At 66.1% G+C, this 17,314-nt stretch carries 18 protein-coding genes; 10 read left to right on the plus strand and 8 right to left on the minus strand.

The annotated features are described in order from the left end of the window. Nucleotides 1-8: 8 nt before the first annotated feature. Together MFF24_RS01540 and MFF24_RS01545 are read left to right on the plus strand one after the other, a co-directional pair. On the plus strand, nt 9-1,694 hold the full coding sequence (locus tag MFF24_RS01540) for a cation acetate symporter (RefSeq protein WP_238222871.1): 1,686 nt from the start codon (nt 9-11) through the stop codon (nt 1,692-1,694). Between the two features lie 245 nt (nt 1,695-1,939). Continuing rightward, on the plus strand, nt 1,940-3,676 hold the full coding sequence (locus MFF24_RS01545; protein ID WP_108940474.1) for an MFS transporter: 1,737 nt from the start codon (nt 1,940-1,942) through the stop codon (nt 3,674-3,676). A gap of 439 nt (nt 3,677-4,115) precedes the next feature. Here the strand turns inward: MFF24_RS01545 and MFF24_RS29015 are convergent, their stop codons facing one another. The 3 genes from MFF24_RS29015 to MFF24_RS01560 all read right to left on the minus strand — a co-directional run bounded on the left by MFF24_RS29015 (nt 4,116) and on the right by MFF24_RS01560 (nt 5,960). Then, nucleotides 4,116-4,334, minus strand: coding sequence for a Flp family type IVb pilin (locus MFF24_RS29015; RefSeq protein WP_373322638.1), 219 nt, complete (start codon nt 4,332-4,334; stop codon nt 4,116-4,118). Nucleotides 4,335-4,722: 388 nt separating this feature from the next. Next, the gene (locus MFF24_RS01555; RefSeq protein ID WP_373322639.1) at nt 4,723-4,995 is read right to left on the minus strand and encodes a DUF3072 domain-containing protein; all 273 of its coding nucleotides are present in this window, start codon (nt 4,993-4,995) and stop codon (nt 4,723-4,725) included. Nucleotides 4,996-5,072: 77 nt separating this feature from the next. After that, nucleotides 5,073-5,960, minus strand: coding sequence for a branched-chain amino acid aminotransferase (locus tag MFF24_RS01560; protein ID WP_238221849.1), 888 nt, complete (start codon nt 5,958-5,960; stop codon nt 5,073-5,075). 233 nt (nt 5,961-6,193) lie between these two features. On the opposite strand from MFF24_RS01560, the gene MFF24_RS01565 reads away from it, so the two are divergent. The 7 genes from MFF24_RS01565 (at nt 6,194) to MFF24_RS01595 (ending at nt 11,558) form a co-directional block, all read left to right on the plus strand. Continuing rightward, a complete protein-coding gene (locus tag MFF24_RS01565; RefSeq protein WP_238221857.1) occupies nt 6,194-6,751 on the plus strand; it encodes a MarR family winged helix-turn-helix transcriptional regulator in 558 nt (185 codons plus the stop codon). Beyond that, nucleotides 6,751-7,476 (plus strand): response regulator, encoded by a 726-nt coding sequence (locus MFF24_RS01570; protein WP_108940477.1) that lies wholly within the window; start codon nt 6,751-6,753, stop codon nt 7,474-7,476. The genes MFF24_RS01565 and MFF24_RS01570 overlap by 1 nt, the downstream gene beginning before the upstream one ends. A gap of 7 nt (nt 7,477-7,483) precedes the next feature. Beyond that, nucleotides 7,484-8,902, plus strand: a complete 1,419-nt coding sequence (locus tag MFF24_RS01575; protein ID WP_166059515.1) for an ATP-binding protein — start codon at nt 7,484-7,486, stop codon at nt 8,900-8,902. Between the two features lie 146 nt (nt 8,903-9,048). Then, entirely contained in the window at nt 9,049-9,240 is a 192-nt protein-coding gene (locus MFF24_RS01580; RefSeq protein WP_017485854.1) for a hypothetical protein, read from the plus strand. A gap of 39 nt (nt 9,241-9,279) precedes the next feature. Next, nucleotides 9,280-10,461 (plus strand): pyridoxal phosphate-dependent aminotransferase, encoded by a 1,182-nt coding sequence (locus tag MFF24_RS01585; protein ID WP_238221859.1) that lies wholly within the window; start codon nt 9,280-9,282, stop codon nt 10,459-10,461. A 186-nt stretch (nt 10,462-10,647) separates the two neighbouring features. Then, complete coding sequence (locus MFF24_RS01590) at nt 10,648-11,061, plus strand: DUF1236 domain-containing protein (protein WP_108940480.1); 414 nt, start codon at nt 10,648-10,650, stop codon at nt 11,059-11,061. Nucleotides 11,062-11,261: 200 nt separating this feature from the next. Continuing rightward, complete coding sequence (locus MFF24_RS01595; protein ID WP_238221861.1) at nt 11,262-11,558, plus strand: hypothetical protein; 297 nt, start codon at nt 11,262-11,264, stop codon at nt 11,556-11,558. A 5-nt stretch (nt 11,559-11,563) separates the two neighbouring features. On the opposite strand, the gene mscL is transcribed toward MFF24_RS01595, so the two are convergent. Then, nucleotides 11,564-11,989: a large conductance mechanosensitive channel protein MscL gene (gene mscL, locus MFF24_RS01600; protein WP_108940482.1), complete on the minus strand. Its 426-nt coding sequence runs from the start codon at nt 11,987-11,989 to the stop codon at nt 11,564-11,566. A 419-nt stretch (nt 11,990-12,408) separates the two neighbouring features. Between mscL and MFF24_RS01605 the strand changes: the two genes are divergently transcribed. Further along, a complete protein-coding gene (locus MFF24_RS01605) occupies nt 12,409-13,113 on the plus strand; it encodes a sigma-70 family RNA polymerase sigma factor (RefSeq protein WP_108942945.1) in 705 nt (234 codons plus the stop codon). A 120-nt stretch (nt 13,114-13,233) separates the two neighbouring features. On the opposite strand, the gene gyrB is transcribed toward MFF24_RS01605, so the two are convergent. From gyrB to MFF24_RS01625, 4 genes are all read right to left on the minus strand, one after another. Beyond that, on the minus strand, nt 13,234-15,681 hold the full coding sequence (gyrB, locus tag MFF24_RS01610; protein ID WP_108940483.1) for a DNA topoisomerase (ATP-hydrolyzing) subunit B: 2,448 nt from the start codon (nt 15,679-15,681) through the stop codon (nt 13,234-13,236). Between the two features lie 239 nt (nt 15,682-15,920). Continuing rightward, nucleotides 15,921-16,565 (minus strand): MBL fold metallo-hydrolase, encoded by a 645-nt coding sequence (locus tag MFF24_RS01615; RefSeq protein WP_238221863.1) that lies wholly within the window; start codon nt 16,563-16,565, stop codon nt 15,921-15,923. Nucleotides 16,566-16,651: 86 nt separating this feature from the next. Then, nucleotides 16,652-17,056: an acyl-CoA thioesterase gene (locus MFF24_RS01620; RefSeq protein WP_238221872.1), complete on the minus strand. Its 405-nt coding sequence runs from the start codon at nt 17,054-17,056 to the stop codon at nt 16,652-16,654. Nucleotides 17,057-17,150: 94 nt separating this feature from the next. Further along, entirely contained in the window at nt 17,151-17,294 is a 144-nt protein-coding gene (locus tag MFF24_RS01625) for a hypothetical protein (protein WP_238221875.1), read from the minus strand. Nucleotides 17,295-17,314: the final 20 nt, after the last annotated feature.

Genomic DNA, 17,314 nt, shown 5'->3' on the forward strand with positions numbered 1-17,314 from the left:
GCCGTCGTGTGATCCGCCTCGTCCTTCTCGGTGCGAGCCTCGCGCTCGGCACGGTTTCGGCGCTCGCTGCCGGACCCGATATGGGTGCCGTGCAGAAGCAGGCCACGAACTGGCCCGCCATCTTCATGTTCCTCTTCTTCGTGCTGTTCACCCTCGGCATCACCTACCGGGCGGCGAAGGGCTCGAAGTCGGCCTCCGACTTCTACGCGGCCGGCGGCGGCATCTCGGCGCGCACGAACTCCCTGGCGATTGCCGGCGACTACATGTCGGCGGCCTCCTTTCTCGGCATCTCGGGGCTCGTCTATTCCTCGGGCTTCGACGGCCTGATCTATTCGACGGGCTTCCTCGTCGGCTGGCCGATCGTGCTGTTCCTGATCGCCGAGCGGCTGCGTAATCTCGGCAAGTTCACCTTCGCCGACGTCGCGAGCTTCCGCCTCGATCAGACCTCGATCCGCATCATCTCCGCGACCGGCACCCTCGTCGTGGTGGCCTTCTACCTGATCGCGCAGATGGTCGGCGCGGGGAAGCTGATCCAGCTCCTGTTCGGCCTCGACTACCTTTACGCCGTGGTGATCGTCGGCGCGCTGATGATCATTTACGTCGCCTTCGGCGGCATGAAGGCGACGACCTGGGTACAGGTCATCAAGGCCTGTCTACTGCTCGGCGGCGCGACCTTCATGGCCGGCGCCGTCCTCTACCTCTACGATTTCAGCCCCGAGAAACTGTTCGCGACCGCGGTGCAGACGCATCCGAAGGGTGACGCGATCATGGCGCCCGGCGGCCTCGTCTCGAACCCGGTCGACTCGATCTCGCTCGGCGTCGGGCTGATGTTCGGCACCGCGGGCCTGCCCCACATCCTGATGCGCTTCTTCACGGTGTCGGACGCCCAGGCCGCCCGCAAGTCGGTGTTCTACGCCACCGGCCTGATCGGCTACTTCTACATCCTCACCTTCATCATCGGCTTCGGCGGCATCGCTCTGCTGATGTCCGATCCGAGCTACTTCAAGCTCGGCGCGGACGGCACCACCTACGACAAACTCAAGGACATGGTCGGCGGCACCAACATGGTGGCCGTGAACCTGGCCAACGCCGTTGGCGGGCCCTACTTCCTCGGCTTCATCTCGGCGGTGGCCTTCGCGACCATCCTCGCGGTGGTGGCGGGCCTGACGCTCGCCGGCGCCTCGGCGATCAGCCACGATCTCTACGCGCAGGTCTTCGCCCGCGGCCGCACCACCGAGAAGGCGGAGGTGAACCTCTCCAAGCTCTCCGCCGTCGGTATCGGTATCGTGGCAATCTATCTCGGCTATGTCTTCGAGAACCAGAACGTCGCCTTCATGGTCGGGCTCGCCTTCTCGGTGGCGGCGAGCTGCAACTTCCCGGTCCTGACTATGTCGATCCTCTGGCGCGGCACCACGACCTGGGGAGCGCTGGCCGGCGGCCTCGTCGGCCTCGTGGCGGCCGTCGCGATGGTGGTGCTGTCCGACGCGGTCTGGGTGAAGACCTTCGGGCATCCCGCGGCGCTGTTCCCGTACGCGAACCCGGCCCTGTTCTCGATGCCGCTGGCGTTCCTGACGATCTGGGGTGTCTCGAAGATCGACCGGACCCGCCGGGGCGATCGCGAGCGCGCTGCCTTCGATGCCCAGTTCGTCCGCTCGGAAACCGGCATCGGAGCCTCGGGCGCCCACGCGCACTGAGCATCTGACACACGCGAACCCTGAAGGACGCGGCCGGCGAGGCTGCGCCCTTTTTGCGCGCATCACGTTGTCATCCGTTACAACAACGCGAATTCTGTCAACTACGCATCTTTCGCGTCGATTTACCTATTGGGCAACTTCAAGGCATGCGGTAACACAGGCGCGTGCATGCGCCGAGCGCATGAGGCGGGTCGAAGCCGGAGAACCGGACGCCCGCACACGTGTGATCTGGAGGAACGACAAAGATGGCTGGGGCAACCGCAGTAGCGCGGTCCGCGGATGCAGTCAGGCCGATGACTGCCGGCGAGAAGAAGGTCATCATGGCCTCCTCGCTCGGGACCGTTTTCGAGTGGTACGATTTCTATCTCTACGGCTCGCTCGCCGCGATCATCGGCGCGCAGTTCTTCTCCGCTTATCCGGAGGCGACCCGCAACATCTTCGCGTTGCTGGCCTTCGCCGCGGGCTTCCTCGTGCGCCCCTTCGGCGCCCTGGTGTTCGGCCGCCTGGGTGACATGGTCGGCCGCAAGTACACCTTCCTCGTCACGATCCTGATCATGGGCATCTCGACCTTCGCGGTCGGCCTGCTGCCCTCCTACTCGACGCTCGCGGCCTACAATGTCGGCTGGATCGCGCCGGTGACGCTGCTGGCGCTGCGCATGCTCCAGGGCCTCGCCCTCGGTGGCGAGTACGGCGGCGCCGCCGTCTACGTGGCCGAGCACGCTCCGATGGGACGGCGCGGATTCTACACCGCCTTCATCCAGACGACGGCGACACTCGGCCTGCTGCTCTCGCTGATTATCATCCTGTCGACACAGGGTTACGTGAACAGCGCCTATCCGGCCACCACCGTAACCAACGCGGACGGCACCACGACCACGCTCACCGCCTTCCAGGTCTGGGGCTGGCGCATTCCGTTCCTCGTCTCGGTCGTGCTGCTCGGCATCTCGGTCTGGATCCGCCTGCAGATGCAGGAGAGCCCGGCCTTCAAGAAGATGAAGGAGGAGGGCACCCACTCCAAGGCGCCGCTGTCGGAAGCCTTCGGCCAATGGAAGAACGCGAAGTGGGCCCTGCTGGCGCTGCTCGGCCTCACCGCCGGTCAGGCCGTGGTCTGGTACACCGGCCAGTTCTACGCGCTGTTCTTCCTGCAGAGCATTCTGAAGGTCGATCAGTTCACGGCCAACATCATGATCGCGTGGTCGCTGATCCTGGCCACTGGCGGCTTCCTGTTCTTCGGCGGCCTCTCGGACCGGATCGGCCGCAAGCCGATCATCCTCGGCGGCTGCCTCATCGCGGCGCTCACCTACTTCCCGCTGTTCAACATGCTGACCGCCCAGGCCAATCCGGCCCTGCACGCAGCCCAGGCGAACGTGCCGGTGGTGGTGAAGACGAACAAGGACGACTGCTCGTTCCAGTTCAATCCGGTCGGCACTGCCAAGTTCACCAAGGAGTGCGACGTCGCCAAGGCGCTGCTCGCCCGCTCCGCCGTGAATTACACCACCGAGAACCAGCCGGCCGGTACGCCGACCGTGGTCAGCATCAACGGCAAGGACTTCCCCGTCGCCGATCCGAACTTCGCCAAGGCGGTGCCGGCGGCGCTGACGGAGGCCGGCTACCCGTCCGCGGCGTCCAATCCAACGGTGATCAAGGCCTCGAACCCGATCGACATCTTCACGGGCCAGAAGCTCGCCGTCGTCGGTATCCTGACGATCCTCGTGCTCTACGTGACGATGGTCTACGGCCCGATTGCCGCCGCGCTGGTGGAGCTGTTCCCGACCCGGATCCGCTACACCTCGATGTCGCTGCCCTACCACATCGGTAACGGCTGGTTCGGCGGCCTTCTGCCCGCCACCGCCTTCGCCATGGTGGCCCAGACCGGCGACATCTATTTCGGCCTCTGGTACCCGATCGTGATCGCGCTCTTCACCTTCGTGATCGGCCTGATCTTCATCCCCGAGACCAAGGATCGCGACATTCTGGCCTGATTTATTCCGGCCTTGCAGTCGTCAAAGGAAAGCCCCGCCGCAAGGTGGGGCTTTTTTCATGGGGCGGAGACTTTGGGATGGCGCCGGCCCGGCGCGCTGGGCAGCCGGGCGCGATCAGTGCTCCGAGCCGTTCTCGCTCGTATCCGTCGGCGGCCTCGCAGACGACACAGCGAGTGGGACCATGGCAGGTGGGGTCGAGGCTGACGGTCGACGACGGTGAGCGGCTTGGCCTGATCGGGCAAGCTGCTCGAAGAGGTCCGAGGGCGGATCGCTTCGGCTCCGGCTCACGATGATGGAGCGAGGCAAAACCCTACACAATCAGCCGGAAATCGTATCCGAGGAACGGGAGGGACAGTTTTGGAGTGCCTCACACAACGCCCGCTTACCGACGGCCCTCGCTCTGGCGAGGACAGCGCAGCGGAAGTTTTGTGAGAGACCCTTATTCCCACTTAGGAAACTGGACCGTCTTGGGAAGCGCTTCCATGAGCACGCTCCCGAACGTCTGCATTCCTGCAACGATCGCAAGACCGAGGAAGACGCAGATCATACCATATTCGATCGCCGTCGCGCCGCGCTCATCCTGTGAGAAGCGCCGAAAGAGGGCGAACGGCTGAGCGGCAGAGCCCAAGATATGCCGGACTGACGAAAACTGAGACACGGCAGATCGTTCCGAGATAAGGGATCCTCCGGCAAACTACCGCTTGAAACTTGCAGCGGGCTTAAAGCGATCTCAGAAAATCTGCCCTAAAGCCGCTTGGCCTGATGGTTGGAGTCGCGCAGCTTCCCGAAGGTCGGGCTCCGATATTCGGAAAAAGACGATACAAAACAGAAATCTAGAGCATCGCCCTGGATCTGATATCCGGCCGGTCGCGCTCGCATCGCCGGGACGTTCTGCCGGCCAGGACAAGACATTTGAGACAATGTGCAAGTTGTTAGTCGGGATGCGATCCGAGCCTCACCGAGGGGGCTACAAGCAGCGCGGCCGACCAGGATCACGTCCTCGCCGGCCGGTGTAGGGATCGGGCTCTTCGAGACCTCGCGATCAATCAATCCTTGCCGGTTTCCTTACGCAAGGCATCGATGCGCTTGGAGGCCTCCGCCTTGTCGAGATCGGCCTCGAAGGCGTCCGGCGCCTTGGCCTGCTCGGACAGGGTCTTGAGATAGGAGGCCTGCGCGCCCGTCATCGGCTCGGAGCCGGTGGTCCACTCGTCCGGATCCTTGATCCGGTTCGACTCGTCGGTCGGGTCGGATTTCGGGTTCTCGGCCGCAGCTTGGTCCTTGGTCGTCTTGCCCGTCATCGGCGCATTCTCCGCGTTCATGAATTGTTCTCATGAACGCAGGGCCCGCCGCGAAGTTCCGTGCTTCGCGGCGGGCTGTGAACCTCGCGGCAAGACCCTCAGGCGGCAACCGCCCGCGGCTGCACCTCGTCCAGATAATCGTCCATCAGTGCCTTGGTGAGTGCACCCGGCGTGAAGCGGTAGGGGCCGATCTCGGAGACCGGCGTCACCTCGGCGGCGGAGCCGGTGATGAAACACTCGGAGAAGCCCGTCATCTCCTCGGGGCGGATCCGCCGCTCGACGACTTCGATCCCGCGACGCTTGGCCAGTTCGATCACGGTCTGGCGAGTGATGCCGTTGAGGAAGCGGTCGGCCAGGGGCGTGTGGATCACGCCGTCGACGATGAAGAAGACGTTGGCACCCGTGCATTCGGCGACGTTGTCTTCCCAATCGAGCATCAGCGCGTCGGCATAGCCCTTGTTCTCGGCCCGATGCTTCGAGATCGTGCAGATCATGTAGAGGCCCGCCGCCTTCGAGGTGGAGGGCGCCGTGCGCGGGTCGGGCCGGCGGTAATCGGCGATGTCGAGGCGGATGCCCTTCATCTTGGTCGCCGGATCGAAGTAGCTCGGCCATTCCCAGGCGGCGATGGCGAGATGGATGGTGTTCTTCTGCGCCGCGACGCCCATCATCTCCGAGCCGCGCCACGCCACGGGGCGCAGGTAGGCGTCCTGAAGACCGCTGGTCGCCAGAACCTGGGCCTTGGCCGCCTCGATCTGATCGACGGTGTACGGGATTTCGAAATCGAGGAGCTGAGCCGACCGGCGCAGGCGCTCGGAATGCTCGCGGCTCTTGAAGATGCGGCCGCCATAGGCCCGCTCGCCCTCGAACACCGACGATCCGTAGTGGAGACCGTGGCTGAGCACGTGGATCTTCGCCTCGCGCCACGGCACCATGGCGCCGTCGTACCAGATCGTACCTTCGCGCTCATCGAAGGGAATCACGGACATTTCTCGAAGTTCCTCTGCGCGGCCTCGGCGAAGCACGGGGTCGCAGGGTGGGGCAGGAGCCGGAGCGGGGACGCAGAACAAGGCCGCGGGCCGCTCTACCGGCAGGGTTGACGGGTAGCAACGGGGCTGAGATATGTCAACAACACTGACTTATCTTCTCGAGGCTTCCGAGCCCTCGCGAAGCCCTGCGATCGACCGACGCCCGACGAGGTTTTCACGACGTGAGCCGTGCGATGACGCCAGATGCCGACACAGCGGTGCAGGCTCCCTGTGAGACGCCTCGCCCGGCTTGCCATGCGACGGGCGGCGACAGTGACGATCTGATCGAGCTTCTGTTCTTCGCCTATCGCGATTTCGTCGGCGACCCCGACCGGATCCTGGCGCAGTACGGTTTCGGCCGCGCCCATCACCGGGTGCTGCACTTCGTCGATCGCTATCCCGGCCTCACCATCGCCGAACTCCTCGATATCCTGCGGATCACCAAGCAGAGCCTCAACCGGGTGCTGAAAGACTTGATCGATCAAGGCTATGTCGAGCAGCAGACCGGCACGAGCGACCGGCGTCAGCGGCTCCTGTTCTGCACCCCGTCCGGCCGCGCGCTGACGGCCGACCTGACCCAGGTCCAGGTGCGCCGGATCGTGCGTGCGCTCGATGCACCGGCCGAGGAGGACGATGGCGGGCGCGGAACCCGTGCCGCCTCCGCCCATGATTTCCTGCTGGCGATGATCGAACCGGCGGAGCGCGCCGCGATTCGACGGCTGATGGCACGCCGCGCGACGGGGCGCGCCTGATGTCGGTCGAGACCGCCGTGAAGGCGCGCCCCGAGCTTCCGGACCACGCACCCCACATCCTGCTCGTCGACGACGACCGGCGAGTGCGCGAACTCCTGTCCCGCTTCCTCTCCGAGCAGGGGTTCCGCGTCACGGCCGCCGCGAATGCGGCCGAGGCCCGCTCACGCGGCCAGTGCTTCGTGTTCGACGCCCTCGTGCTCGACGTGATGATGCCCGGTGAGAGCGGCTTCGACTATGCCCGCTCCGTGCGCGAGACCTCGCGGGTGCCGATCCTGATGCTGACCGCCCGCTCCAACCCGAACGACCGGGTGACAGGCCTGGAGATCGGCGCCGACGATTACCTGCCCAAGCCCTTCGAGCCGCGTGAGTTGATCCTGCGGCTCAATAACATCATCCGCCGCCACGCCGCCCCGGAGGCGCGGGCCTCCGGCGATGCGTCGGTCAGCTTCGGTCCCTTCAGCTTCCGCACCGACCGCGGCGAGTTGCGCCGCGAGAACGAACCTGTGAAGATCACCGAGCGCGAGCGCGAGATCCTGACCATGCTGTCCCAGGCGCGCGGCGGCAATGTCGAGCGCGAAACACTCGCGGGCAACGGTGGCCTGGCAGCCGAGCGCACCATCGACGTGCAGATCAACCGCCTGCGTCGTAAGATCGAGCCGGATCCGGCCAATCCGAGCTTCCTGCACACCGTTCGCGGCGTCGGCTACCGCCTCGCCATCGATTGAGGATTTCATGGCGGTCCCCGCCGGCCTCTCCTCGAGCGAATCCCGGCCCGAACCCCGCCGGGCCGGCGCGCTCGCGGCTGTGTTCGGCCGGATCCGGAGAGGGTGGCGGCGCTTCAGCCGGGTCATCGGTGACGCCCTGCCGAAGGGCCTCTACGCCCGCTCGCTGATCATCATCATCGCGCCGATGGTGCTGCTCCAGTCGGTAATCGCCTACACCTTCATGGAGCGGCACTGGCAGCTCGTCACCCGCCGGCTCTCGGCGGCCGTCACCGCCGACATCGCCGCGCTGATGGACATCTACGAGTCCTATCCGCAGGACAAGAACGCGGAGACGCTCTCGCGCATCGCCGGCGAGCGGCTGAATCTCGACATCGACATCCTGAAGGGCGCCAAGCTGCCGAGTCCGGGGCCGCGGCCGTTCTTCTCGATCCTCGACGAGGTGCTTTCGGAAGAGATACGCCGCCAGATCCGGCGCCCGTTCTGGATCGATACGGTGGGACGCTCGAATCTCATCGAGATCCGCGTGGCGATCCCCGAGGGCGTAATGCGGGTCACCGCCCGGCGCAACCAAGCCTACGCCTCAAACTCGCACATCTTCCTACTCTGGATGACCGGCTCCTCGCTGGTGCTGCTCGGCGTGGCGATCCTGTTCCTGCGCAACCAGATCAAGCCGATCCTGCGGCTCTCGGCGGTGGCGGAGGGGTTCGGCAAAGGCCGCGAGATCGAGTTCAAGCCCCGCGGGGCCCGCGAGGTCCGGCAGGCAGGCCACGCCTTCATCGAGATGAAGCGGCGCATCGAGCGCGCCATGGAGCAGCGCACGGCGATGCTCAACGGCGTGAGCCACGACCTGCGCACCATCATCACCCGATTCAAGCTCTCCCTCGCACTGGTCGAGCAGACGCCGGAGGTCGAGGATCTCCAGCGCGACGTGGACGAGATGAGCCGGATGCTGGAGGGCTATCTCGCCTTCGCCCGCGGCGACTCCGCCGAGACCGCCGCCGAGACCGACATGCGGATCCTGCTGGAGGATCTGCGCAGCGACGTCGAGCGACTCGGCGCCCATGTCGAGGCGGTCGAGATCGAGGGCAGCCCCCTCGTTACCGTGCGGCCGGACGCCATGCGACGCTGCCTGTTCAACCTGGCCGCCAACGCCGCACGCTACGCCGACACGGTCGCGATCTCGGGCAAACGCGAGCACCGCGCCTTCCTCGTCGCGATCGACGATGACGGGCCCGGCATCCCGGTCGAGAGCCGCGAGGAGGTGTTCAAGCCGTTCGTGCGGCTCGACGACGCGCGCCAGGATGCCGGCGGCTCGGGGCTCGGGCTCGCCATCGCCCGCGACATCGCCCGCGCCCATGGCGGCGACGTCGCGCTGCATGACAGCCCGCTCGGCGGCCTGCGGGCCACGGTGCGCATCCCGGCTTGATCGACGTTCGCTAGGGCCCTGCGCCGTTGAATCGCTCGTAGATTCTGAAGCGCGGGAGTTTCCTCCGGCGGAACGGCGATGCTAAGACCGCTCCGCATTATTGTTCGGGCCGCGCCGCGGTCCTCAACGAACGCGAGTGACGTCGAATGAACCCGCTGGTGCCGCTGTCCATCGTGCTGCTCATCCCGATCGCGGCCGTCTGCGCCGTGCTCTTCACGGATACGGGGATCGAGCCGGCCCTGTTCTACGCGGCGGTCAAGACGTTCGCGATCCTGTTCGTCGTCGGCGGCGCGATCTCGTTCGCGGCGAGCCGCCTGGCCGAGCGTACCAACGGCTGACATCCGGCGCCGGCCGGCGCCTGAGGGAAGAGCGAGACCATGCTGCGGATCGTGCCTTCCTTTGACCGGATCGGCGAGGAGAACGCCTTCGCGGTGCTCGCCCGCGCTGGAGCGCTGGCGGCGCAGGGGCGCGACATCGTCAATCTCGGCATCGGCCAGCCGGATTTTCCGACCCCGCCTCATATCGTCGAGGCGGGCATCAAGGCGTTGCGCGACGGCCATCACGGCTACACGCCGGCCGTCGGCATCGCGCCGCTTCGCGAAGCGGTGGCGCGGGATCTCCATCGCCGCCACGGCGTCGAGGTCTCGCCCGACGCGGTGATGATCGTGCCGGGCGGCAAGGTCACCATGTTCATGGCGATCCTGATGTTCGGCGAGCCCGGCGCCGAGATCCTCTATCCAGACCCTGGCTTCCCGATCTACCGCTCGATGATCGAGTTCACCGGTGCAACCCCGGTGCCCGTGCCGATCCGCGAAGCCAACGGCTTCGCCTTCTCCGCGCAGGAGACGCTCTCGTTGATTACGGAGCGCACGCGCCTCCTGATCGTCAACTCGCCGGCCAACCCGACCGGCGGCGTCACGCCCAAGTCCGAGATCGATGCGCTCGTCGAAGGTCTCGAGGCCCATCCCGGCGTCGCCGTTCTCTCCGACGAGATCTACGGCACCATGACCTATGACGGGGGGACGCATGTCTCCCTGCTCGCCTATCCCGAGATCCGCGACCGTCTGATCCATCTCGACGGCGCCTCGAAGACCTACGCGATGACGGGCTGGCGGCTCGGCTGGTCGGTCTGGCCGAAGCCCCTCTACGACGCTGCCCGCAAGCTCGCGGTGAACTCCTTCTCCTGCGTCAACGCCGCCACGCAATGGGCCGGCGTCGCCGCCCTCGACGGTCCGCAGGACTGCGTCGTGGCGATGGTCACCGAGTTCGACCGGCGCAGACGGCTCATGGTGGACGGGCTGAACCGCCTGCCGAACGTCTCCTGCATCACGCCGAAGGGCGCGTTCTACGCCTTCCCGAACGTTGCTCGGACGGGTTGGAAGGCCAAGGCCCTCGCGAGCGCGCTCCTCGACGAGGCGGGCGTCGCGGTAATTGGCGGACCGGATTTCGGCGTTTACGGCGAAGGGTATCTGCGCCTCTCCTACGCCAACTCCGCCGAGAACATCGGTCGTGCCCTGGAGCGGATGGGACAGTTCCTGTCCGAGCGCCCGCCCGCCTGATACCGCGGAAGCATCCGTGTCGCCGTGCGAGAGCTTCCGAGAAGCTCCGCCTACGATTCAGGCAGATTCGGACAAACTCGGCCTTTCTCGATTTTCCATGCATCCGAATTCGAGGCTCGGGCGTTACTGGCCCATGCTTCGCTGCGCTCAGGTTGCGGCGGACGTCAGAACGACGGAGTTACCCGAATGAAGATCAAGACCCTTCTCGCTGCCTCGGCCATTGCCCTTGCTCTGCCCATGGCGGCTCAGGCTCAAGGCACCCTGCGCGGCGCCGAGCGCGGTGCTGAGGAAGGCGCGGCGGCAGCCGGCCCGATCGGCGGGATCGTCGGCGGTGCGGTCGGCGCGGCCACCGGCACGATCGGCGGCATTCTCGGTGTCGAGGATCGCCCGCGCTTCCGTTCGTATGTCCGCGAGCGCAACGTCCGCTCTTATGACTATGACGGCCGCGTCGTCGTCGGCTCCACCCTGCCGTCCTCGGGCGTGACCTATTACGATGTCCCGAACGAGTACAACGTGACCCGCGGCACCCGCTACACGGTCGTCAACGACCGTCCGGTGCTGGTCGATGGCCGCCACCGGATCATCGAAGTGCTCGACTAAGCACTCAGCCTACGGGCCGCCCGCCCAGGGCGGCACCATCCGGCCCCGGCACTCTGTGCCGGGGCCGTTTTTTTGCCTCGTCTGCTGAGATAACGCGGCATCACACCCTTGCCGACCGGACGCGAGGTGTCGGACGCAACGGTCCATGTCTTCAATCGTTTATTGGTGCGAGACAACGCTACGGAAGATCAGGACTGAAGATGAGCGGCCCCGACACCACGCCAGAAAAGCTTCCCGATAGCCCGCCGCTGCCGGAATCCGTTCGCGATCACCTCGGCCACGAGCTGCGCGGCGTGCTGACCGAGACGGCTCCCGAACCCCGCTTTCTCGGCGACGAGCCGTCCGCCGTGCCAGAAAAATTCGAGCCACAGATCCGCCGACTCGAGACGCGGCTGAAGACGCACGAGGAAGGCACGGAAGCCGTAGAGCAGGCACTCGACCGGATCCTCGATGCCTTCGGCGTGGCCCCTCACGAGGATGCGGGCGACAGGAAGTAGGACGCTCACGCCTTTCGCGTCGCCAGCAGATCCCGGATCTCGGCCAGCAGCTTCACCTCGGTAGGAACCTCAGCCTCGGGCTTCGGCTTGGCCTCTTCACGAGATTTCAGCGCGTTCATAGCGCGGATTACCATGAACAGCACGAAGGCGATGATGGTGAAGTTGACCGCCAGCGTCAGGAATTGGCCGTAGCCGATCACCGCGCCCACCTTCTTCGCTTCGACATAGGGCATGCCTGCCTGCACCTTGGACGAGAGCGGGATGTAGTAGTTCGAGAAGTCGAGGCCGCCGGTGACCGCACCGATGATCGGCATGATCACGTCCTGAACCAGCGAGTTGACGATCGCGCCGAACGCCGCGCCGATGATCACGCCGACAGCGAGATCGACCACGTTGCCGCGCAACGCGAACTTCTTGAACTCTTCCAGCATCCGAGCCTCCTGTGACGGCGTCTCGAACGGAGTGCGCCGCCTGCGAAGCTATGCCGGACGCGGCGGATGCCAAGGGGATGGGGCCTCCAACCGTGACGCATCCGGCGGGTCGGAGCGCCCTCGTTCGAGGACCCTGTGCCATCCGCCACGCGCCCGGCGGCAAGCCCGTGCAGGCCGAGCCGCCTGGCTAAGCTAGAAGTAGATCGAGCCGTGGCTCAAGATCGAGCTTCAAATTTTCCGAAATTCGGCAATTTTCGAGAAAAGATCAGAAACAAACCCTCGAGTTCTGCATGCAATCGGGGTGGCGGCAGGGAGCGGATAAGCGCCGATCTAGCGCCGTTTAGGATTAGTTCATTTTTAAATTGGTACCGAGCAGTGGCTACTCCCAATTTCCTGCCATGGCCGAGGTACCGCTCCGGATGCCTGACGAACCGCTTCACCACACCTTGCCGAAAGATCCCGGCTCAATCCAGGGTGAAACGGCAAACGTTGTCGCGGGGCACCTGACCCTCGCCCTGCGCGACTACTTCGATCTCGCGAGTCAGGCGCCGCTTCCGGGTCGGCTCGCCGAGCTTCTGCAGCAGTTCGAGACGGCGCTCGCGGCGCATGGCGGACAGGTGGAGGCCATCTTCCGGGACGATCTCGTGAAGGCGTTGCCGATGCTGCGCACCTTCGCGATCTCGCTCGCCGCCAACCCGACCCGGGCCGACGACCTCGTGCAGGAGACCATGGTCAAGGCTTGGGCGAATCGGGAGCGGTTCACGCCGGGCACGAACTTCACGGCGTGGCTGTTCACCATCCTGCGCAACCAGTTCTACACCGAGATCCGCAAGGGGCGGCGCGAGGTGGAGGACGCCGATGGTGTCCACGCCGGCACGCTGACCGCTCATCCCGATCAGGAGCATGCGGCGGGTTTGCGGATGGTGATGAACCTGATCGGCACGCTGCCGTTGCCGCAGAGACAGGCGCTCCTGCTCGTAGGCGCCGAGGGCTTCACCTACGAGGAAGCGGCCGAACGGCTCGGCTGTCAGGTCGGTACGGTCAAGAGCCGTGTCAGCCGTGCCCGCGCCTTCCTGATCGATTCCTTCGAGGGACTGCCGGATGGCTTGGCGGCGCGGGCTTGACCCGCGCCGTCGCGGCGATTGAGGCACCGCACCGGACATCTGATCCAGGAAGGCGATCTATCCCGCCGTCCTGCCCCGTCTTTTCCGGAAGCCGGTGACCGCCTCTAGGACGAGTCGTTTTTAGACGTCGAGATTGGCCACGCTGAGCGCGTTCTCCTGAATGAACTCGCGACGCGGCTCGACGATGTCGCCCATCAGCTTGACGAACAGGTCGTCGGCATCGGTCGTGTCCTTGACCTTGACCTGCAGCAGCGAGCGCACGTCGCGGTCCAGCGTCGTCTCCCAGAGTTGCTGCGCGGTCATCTCGCCGAGGCCCTTGTACCGCTGGAGCTGAAGACCCTTGCGGCCGAATGCCATCACGGCCTCGAACAGGCCAACGGGGCCGTAGAATTCGGTCTCGTCTCCCTTGCGGGACAGTGTCACCGGCTCCTCGTAGATCTCGCGCAGGGTTTCCGCGCGCTCGGCGAGGCGCCGCGCCTCCTGAGACGCGAGAAGCGTCGCGTCGAGGGTGGCAACCTGCTTCACGCTGCGAAGCGTGCGGCTGAATTCGTAGCCACCTTCCGCGGCCGCACCGGTCCAGCCCTTCTCGATCTCGTCGGCGATCCGGTCGAGACGCTTGGCGGTGCGATCGGCCAGAACCTCGGCTTCGCCGGGATTTTCGGCGACATCCTTGGCGAAGGCGCCGGCGAGGACCGCCTGCTCGACCACCGCGCGGTCGTAGCGGGTGTGGAGCCCGTGCAGAACGCTGCGGAAGCCGCGCGCCTCCTCGACCAGCGTCTTGAGCTGGGCGCCGCCGAACTCGGTGCCCGAGGCGAGCCGCAACACGGCGCCGTCGACGCCCTGATCGATGAGGTAATCCTCCAGCGCCCGCTCGTCCTTGAGGTAGAGCGCGCGCCGGCCGCGCTCGGCTTTGTAGAGCGGCGGCTGGGCGATGTAGAGGTGCCCGCGCTCGATGATCTCCGGCATTTGCCGGAAGAAGAACGTCAGCAGCAGCGTGCGGATATGCGAACCGTCGACATCCGCATCGGTCATGATGATGATGCGGTGATAGCGCAGCTTGTCCGGGTTGAAGCCCTCGCGATCGGTCGAGGACCGGCCGATGCCGGCGCCGAGCGCGGTGATCAGCGTCCCGATCTCGGCCGAGGACAGCATCCGGTCGGCGCGCACGCGCTCGACGTTCAGGATTTTTCCGCGCAGGGGCAGGACCGCCTGGAAGGTCCGGTCGCGGCCCTGCTTGGCCGAGCCGCCAGCGGAATCACCCTCCACCAGCAGCAACTCGCATTTCGACGGATCACGCTCCTGACAATCGGCGAGCTTGCCGGGAAGCGAGGCGATGTCGAGGGCGCCCTTGCGGGTGATCGTCTCGCGCGCCTTGCGTGCCGCCTCGCGGGCGGCCGCTGCCAGCACGACCTTGCCCATCACCGACTTGGCCTGGGCCGGGTTCTCCTCGAGCCAGGTCGAGAGACCCTCGTTGAGGATGTTCTCCACCGCCGGACGGACTTCGGAGGAGACGAGCTTGTCCTTCGTCTGCGAGGAGAATTTCGGGTCCGGCACCTGCACGGAGATGACGGCGGTCAGGCCCTCACGGCAATCGTCGCCCGTGAGGGAGACCTTCTCCTTCTTGGCGATCCCCGAAGACTCGGCGTAGCCGGTCAACTGACGCGTCAGGGCGGCGCGGAAGCCCGCCATGTGGGTGCCGCCGTCGCGCTGCGGGATGTTGTTGGTAAACGGCAGGACCGTCTCGTTGAACGAGTCGTTCCACCAGAATGCCACCTCGACGCGGATGCCGTCCCGCTCGCCCAGGACGGTGACGGGCTTCGCCATGCCATCGACGGGTTTGCGCGAGCGGTCGAGATAGCGCACGAACGCCTCGACGCCGCCCTCGTAGCAGAGCTCCTCGCGCCTGTGCTCGGCATGGCGGGCGTCGGTGAGCACGATGCGCACGCCGGAATTCAGGAAGGCGAGTTCGCGCAGGCGCTTCTCCAGCGTCGCGAAGTCGAACTCGGTCATCGTGAAGGTGTCGGGGCTCGGCAAAAACGTCACCTCGGTGCCGCGCCGGTCGCCCGCGGGGCCGACCACCTCCAGGGGCGCCACCGCGTCACCGTGGTGGAACTCCATCCGGTGCTCCTTGCCGGCGCGCCAGATCCGCAGCTTGAGGCTCACCGAGAGCGCGTTGACCACCGAGACGCCGACGCCGTGCAGGCCGCCGGAGACCTTGTAGGAGTTCTGGTCGAACTTACCGCCGGCATGGAGTTGGGTCATGATGACCTCGGCGGCCGAGACCCCTTCCTCCTTGTGGATGTCGGTGGGGATGCCGCGGCCGTTGTCGGAGACCGTGCACGACCCGTCGGCGTTCAGCGTCACGGTGACGAGGTCGGCGTGGCCGGCGAGCGCCTCGTCAATGGCGTTGTCCACCACCTCGTAGATCATGTGGTGAAGGCCGGAGCCGTCGTCGGTGTCGCCGATATACATGCCCGGCCGCTTGCGCACGGCATCCAGGCCCTTCAGCACGCGGATCGATTCCGCGCCGTAGCTGTCGGCGTGTTCGGTGTTCGGGGAGTCAGCCATGAAATTCCTCGGGCAGGCGGCTCGTGAGCCTGTTTTCGAGCCCGGCCGGGCCGGGCGCGCCTGCTATGTCCGTGCCCATCTCATATAGGCGTTCCCCCCTGATTTTGCATCGTTTTTCGCGTCGGGAAAGCGCCTCGGAGAACCGATTTCTGACGCGGTTCCGTTAAACTCCCGTTAGGCTCGACGACCGATCTGCCGCGCTGGCCTCGAATCCCTTCGGCGGGAGTGCGCGCTGGCACTCAGCCCTGCAGGAACGGGTTCGTCATCCGCTCCTGGCCGAGCGTTCCCGTCGGCCCGTGACCGGGAATGAAGGCCACGTCGTCGCCGAGCGGCAGGACCTTCTCCTTGATCATCCGGATCAGTTGCTCGTGACTGCCGCCCGGCAGGTCGGTCCGGCCGATCGAGCCCTGGAACACCACGTCGCCGACGAGGGCGAAACGGGCGTCGCGGCTCATGAACACGACGCTGCCGGGGGAGTGGCCGGGGGCGTGCCAGATGTCGAAGGTGAGGCCACCGATCGTGACGCTGTCGCCCTCGGCGAGCCAGCGATCCGGCGTGACCGCGCGGGCGCCGTCGAGGCCGTAACTGGCGCCCGCCTCGGACAGGGAGTCGAGCAGGAACTTGTCGGCCTCGTGCGGCCCCTCCACGGGCACGCCGAGCCGCTCCTTCAACTCGGCGGCGCCGCCGGCATGGTCGATATGGCCGTGGGTGAGCAGGATCTTCTCGACCGTGACGCCCTGCGAGCGGATCGCCGCCTCGATGCGGTCGAGGTCGCCGCCGGGATCGACGACGGCGCCGACCTTGGTGGCATCGTCCCAGATCAGGGTGCAGTTCTGCTGGAACGGGGTGACCGGGATGATCGCGGCGCGGGGCGTGGCGGGCATGCGGACTCGGCAGCTTGGGAACGTCGTGTGCGGTTCTAGACCGTTGCGCCGGGAAGCGCCAATGCGCGACGCCTCAGCCCGCGTCCTCAGTTCTCGCTCGGGATCGGACGCGGGCGGCCCGCGTCGTCGATGGCGACGAAGGTGAAGGTCGCCTCGGTCACCTTTTCGCGGAACTGCGTCTGGAAGCGCCGGGCCCAGGCTTCGAGATGGATCTTCATCGACGTGCGCCCGACATGCCCGATCCGGGTGTAGACGCACAGCACGTCCCCGACCCGCACCGGTCGGATGAAGGTCATCGCATCGACGGCCACGGTCACGACCCGTCCCTGCGCCCGCTCGACCCCGGCGATGCCGCCGGCCTGATCCATCTGCGAGAGCACCCAGCCGCCGAAGATGTCGCCGTTGGCGTTGGTGTCGGCCGGCATGGCGATGGTGCGCACCGTGAGGTCGCCGATAGGATGCGCGTCGCCCACATCGATCGCCTGTGTCATCGCTCCCCCTGCCGCCGATTCGACGATGCGTTGAGCGCCAGCCAAGCACGGCCACCGGCCCCGCGCCAGAGGCGGCGAAACCTGAAAGGCACCGTCAGGGCATCAGGCCGAAAAGCTCCAGCCCGGCGGCGAGAAAGATCGCCGCGGCGCAGACGAACAACTCCAGGGGGATATCCTGCCAGGACGGGGTGCGCGCGGGCGAAATCGCGCGCCGCTGCCGCGTCACGAGATCGATCATGGGGCGTCCTCCGGAGCGGC

Origin of the sequence: Methylorubrum aminovorans (assembly GCF_022179725.1) — a bacterium.
Lineage (GTDB): Bacteria > Pseudomonadota > Alphaproteobacteria > Rhizobiales > Beijerinckiaceae > Methylobacterium > Methylobacterium aminovorans.

Coding starts and splice junctions, on each gene's coding strand:
- MFF24_RS01545 (WP_108940474.1), top strand. CDS start 1,940: ATGGCTGGGGCAACCGCAGTAGCGCGGTCCGCGGATGCAGTCAGGCCG.
- MFF24_RS01555 (WP_373322639.1), bottom strand. CDS start 4,995: ATGAACGCGGAGAATGCGCCGATGACGGGCAAGACGACCAAGGACCAA.
- MFF24_RS01560 (WP_238221849.1), bottom strand. CDS start 5,960: ATGTCCGTGATTCCCTTCGATGAGCGCGAAGGTACGATCTGGTACGAC.
- MFF24_RS01565 (WP_238221857.1), top strand. CDS start 6,194: ATGACGCCAGATGCCGACACAGCGGTGCAGGCTCCCTGTGAGACGCCT.
- MFF24_RS01570 (WP_108940477.1), top strand. CDS start 6,751: ATGTCGGTCGAGACCGCCGTGAAGGCGCGCCCCGAGCTTCCGGACCAC.
- MFF24_RS01575 (WP_166059515.1), top strand. CDS start 7,484: ATGGCGGTCCCCGCCGGCCTCTCCTCGAGCGAATCCCGGCCCGAACCC.
- MFF24_RS01580 (WP_017485854.1), top strand. CDS start 9,049: ATGAACCCGCTGGTGCCGCTGTCCATCGTGCTGCTCATCCCGATCGCG.
- MFF24_RS01585 (WP_238221859.1), top strand. CDS start 9,280: ATGCTGCGGATCGTGCCTTCCTTTGACCGGATCGGCGAGGAGAACGCC.
- MFF24_RS01590 (WP_108940480.1), top strand. CDS start 10,648: ATGAAGATCAAGACCCTTCTCGCTGCCTCGGCCATTGCCCTTGCTCTG.
- MFF24_RS01595 (WP_238221861.1), top strand. CDS start 11,262: ATGAGCGGCCCCGACACCACGCCAGAAAAGCTTCCCGATAGCCCGCCG.
- mscL (WP_108940482.1), bottom strand. CDS start 11,989: ATGCTGGAAGAGTTCAAGAAGTTCGCGTTGCGCGGCAACGTGGTCGAT.
- MFF24_RS01605 (WP_108942945.1), top strand. CDS start 12,409: ATGCCTGACGAACCGCTTCACCACACCTTGCCGAAAGATCCCGGCTCA.
- gyrB (WP_108940483.1), bottom strand. CDS start 15,681: ATGGCTGACTCCCCGAACACCGAACACGCCGACAGCTACGGCGCGGAA.
- MFF24_RS01615 (WP_238221863.1), bottom strand. CDS start 16,565: ATGCCCGCCACGCCCCGCGCCGCGATCATCCCGGTCACCCCGTTCCAG.
- MFF24_RS01620 (WP_238221872.1), bottom strand. CDS start 17,056: ATGACACAGGCGATCGATGTGGGCGACGCGCATCCTATCGGCGACCTC.
- MFF24_RS01625 (WP_238221875.1), bottom strand. CDS start 17,294: ATGATCGATCTCGTGACGCGGCAGCGGCGCGCGATTTCGCCCGCGCGC.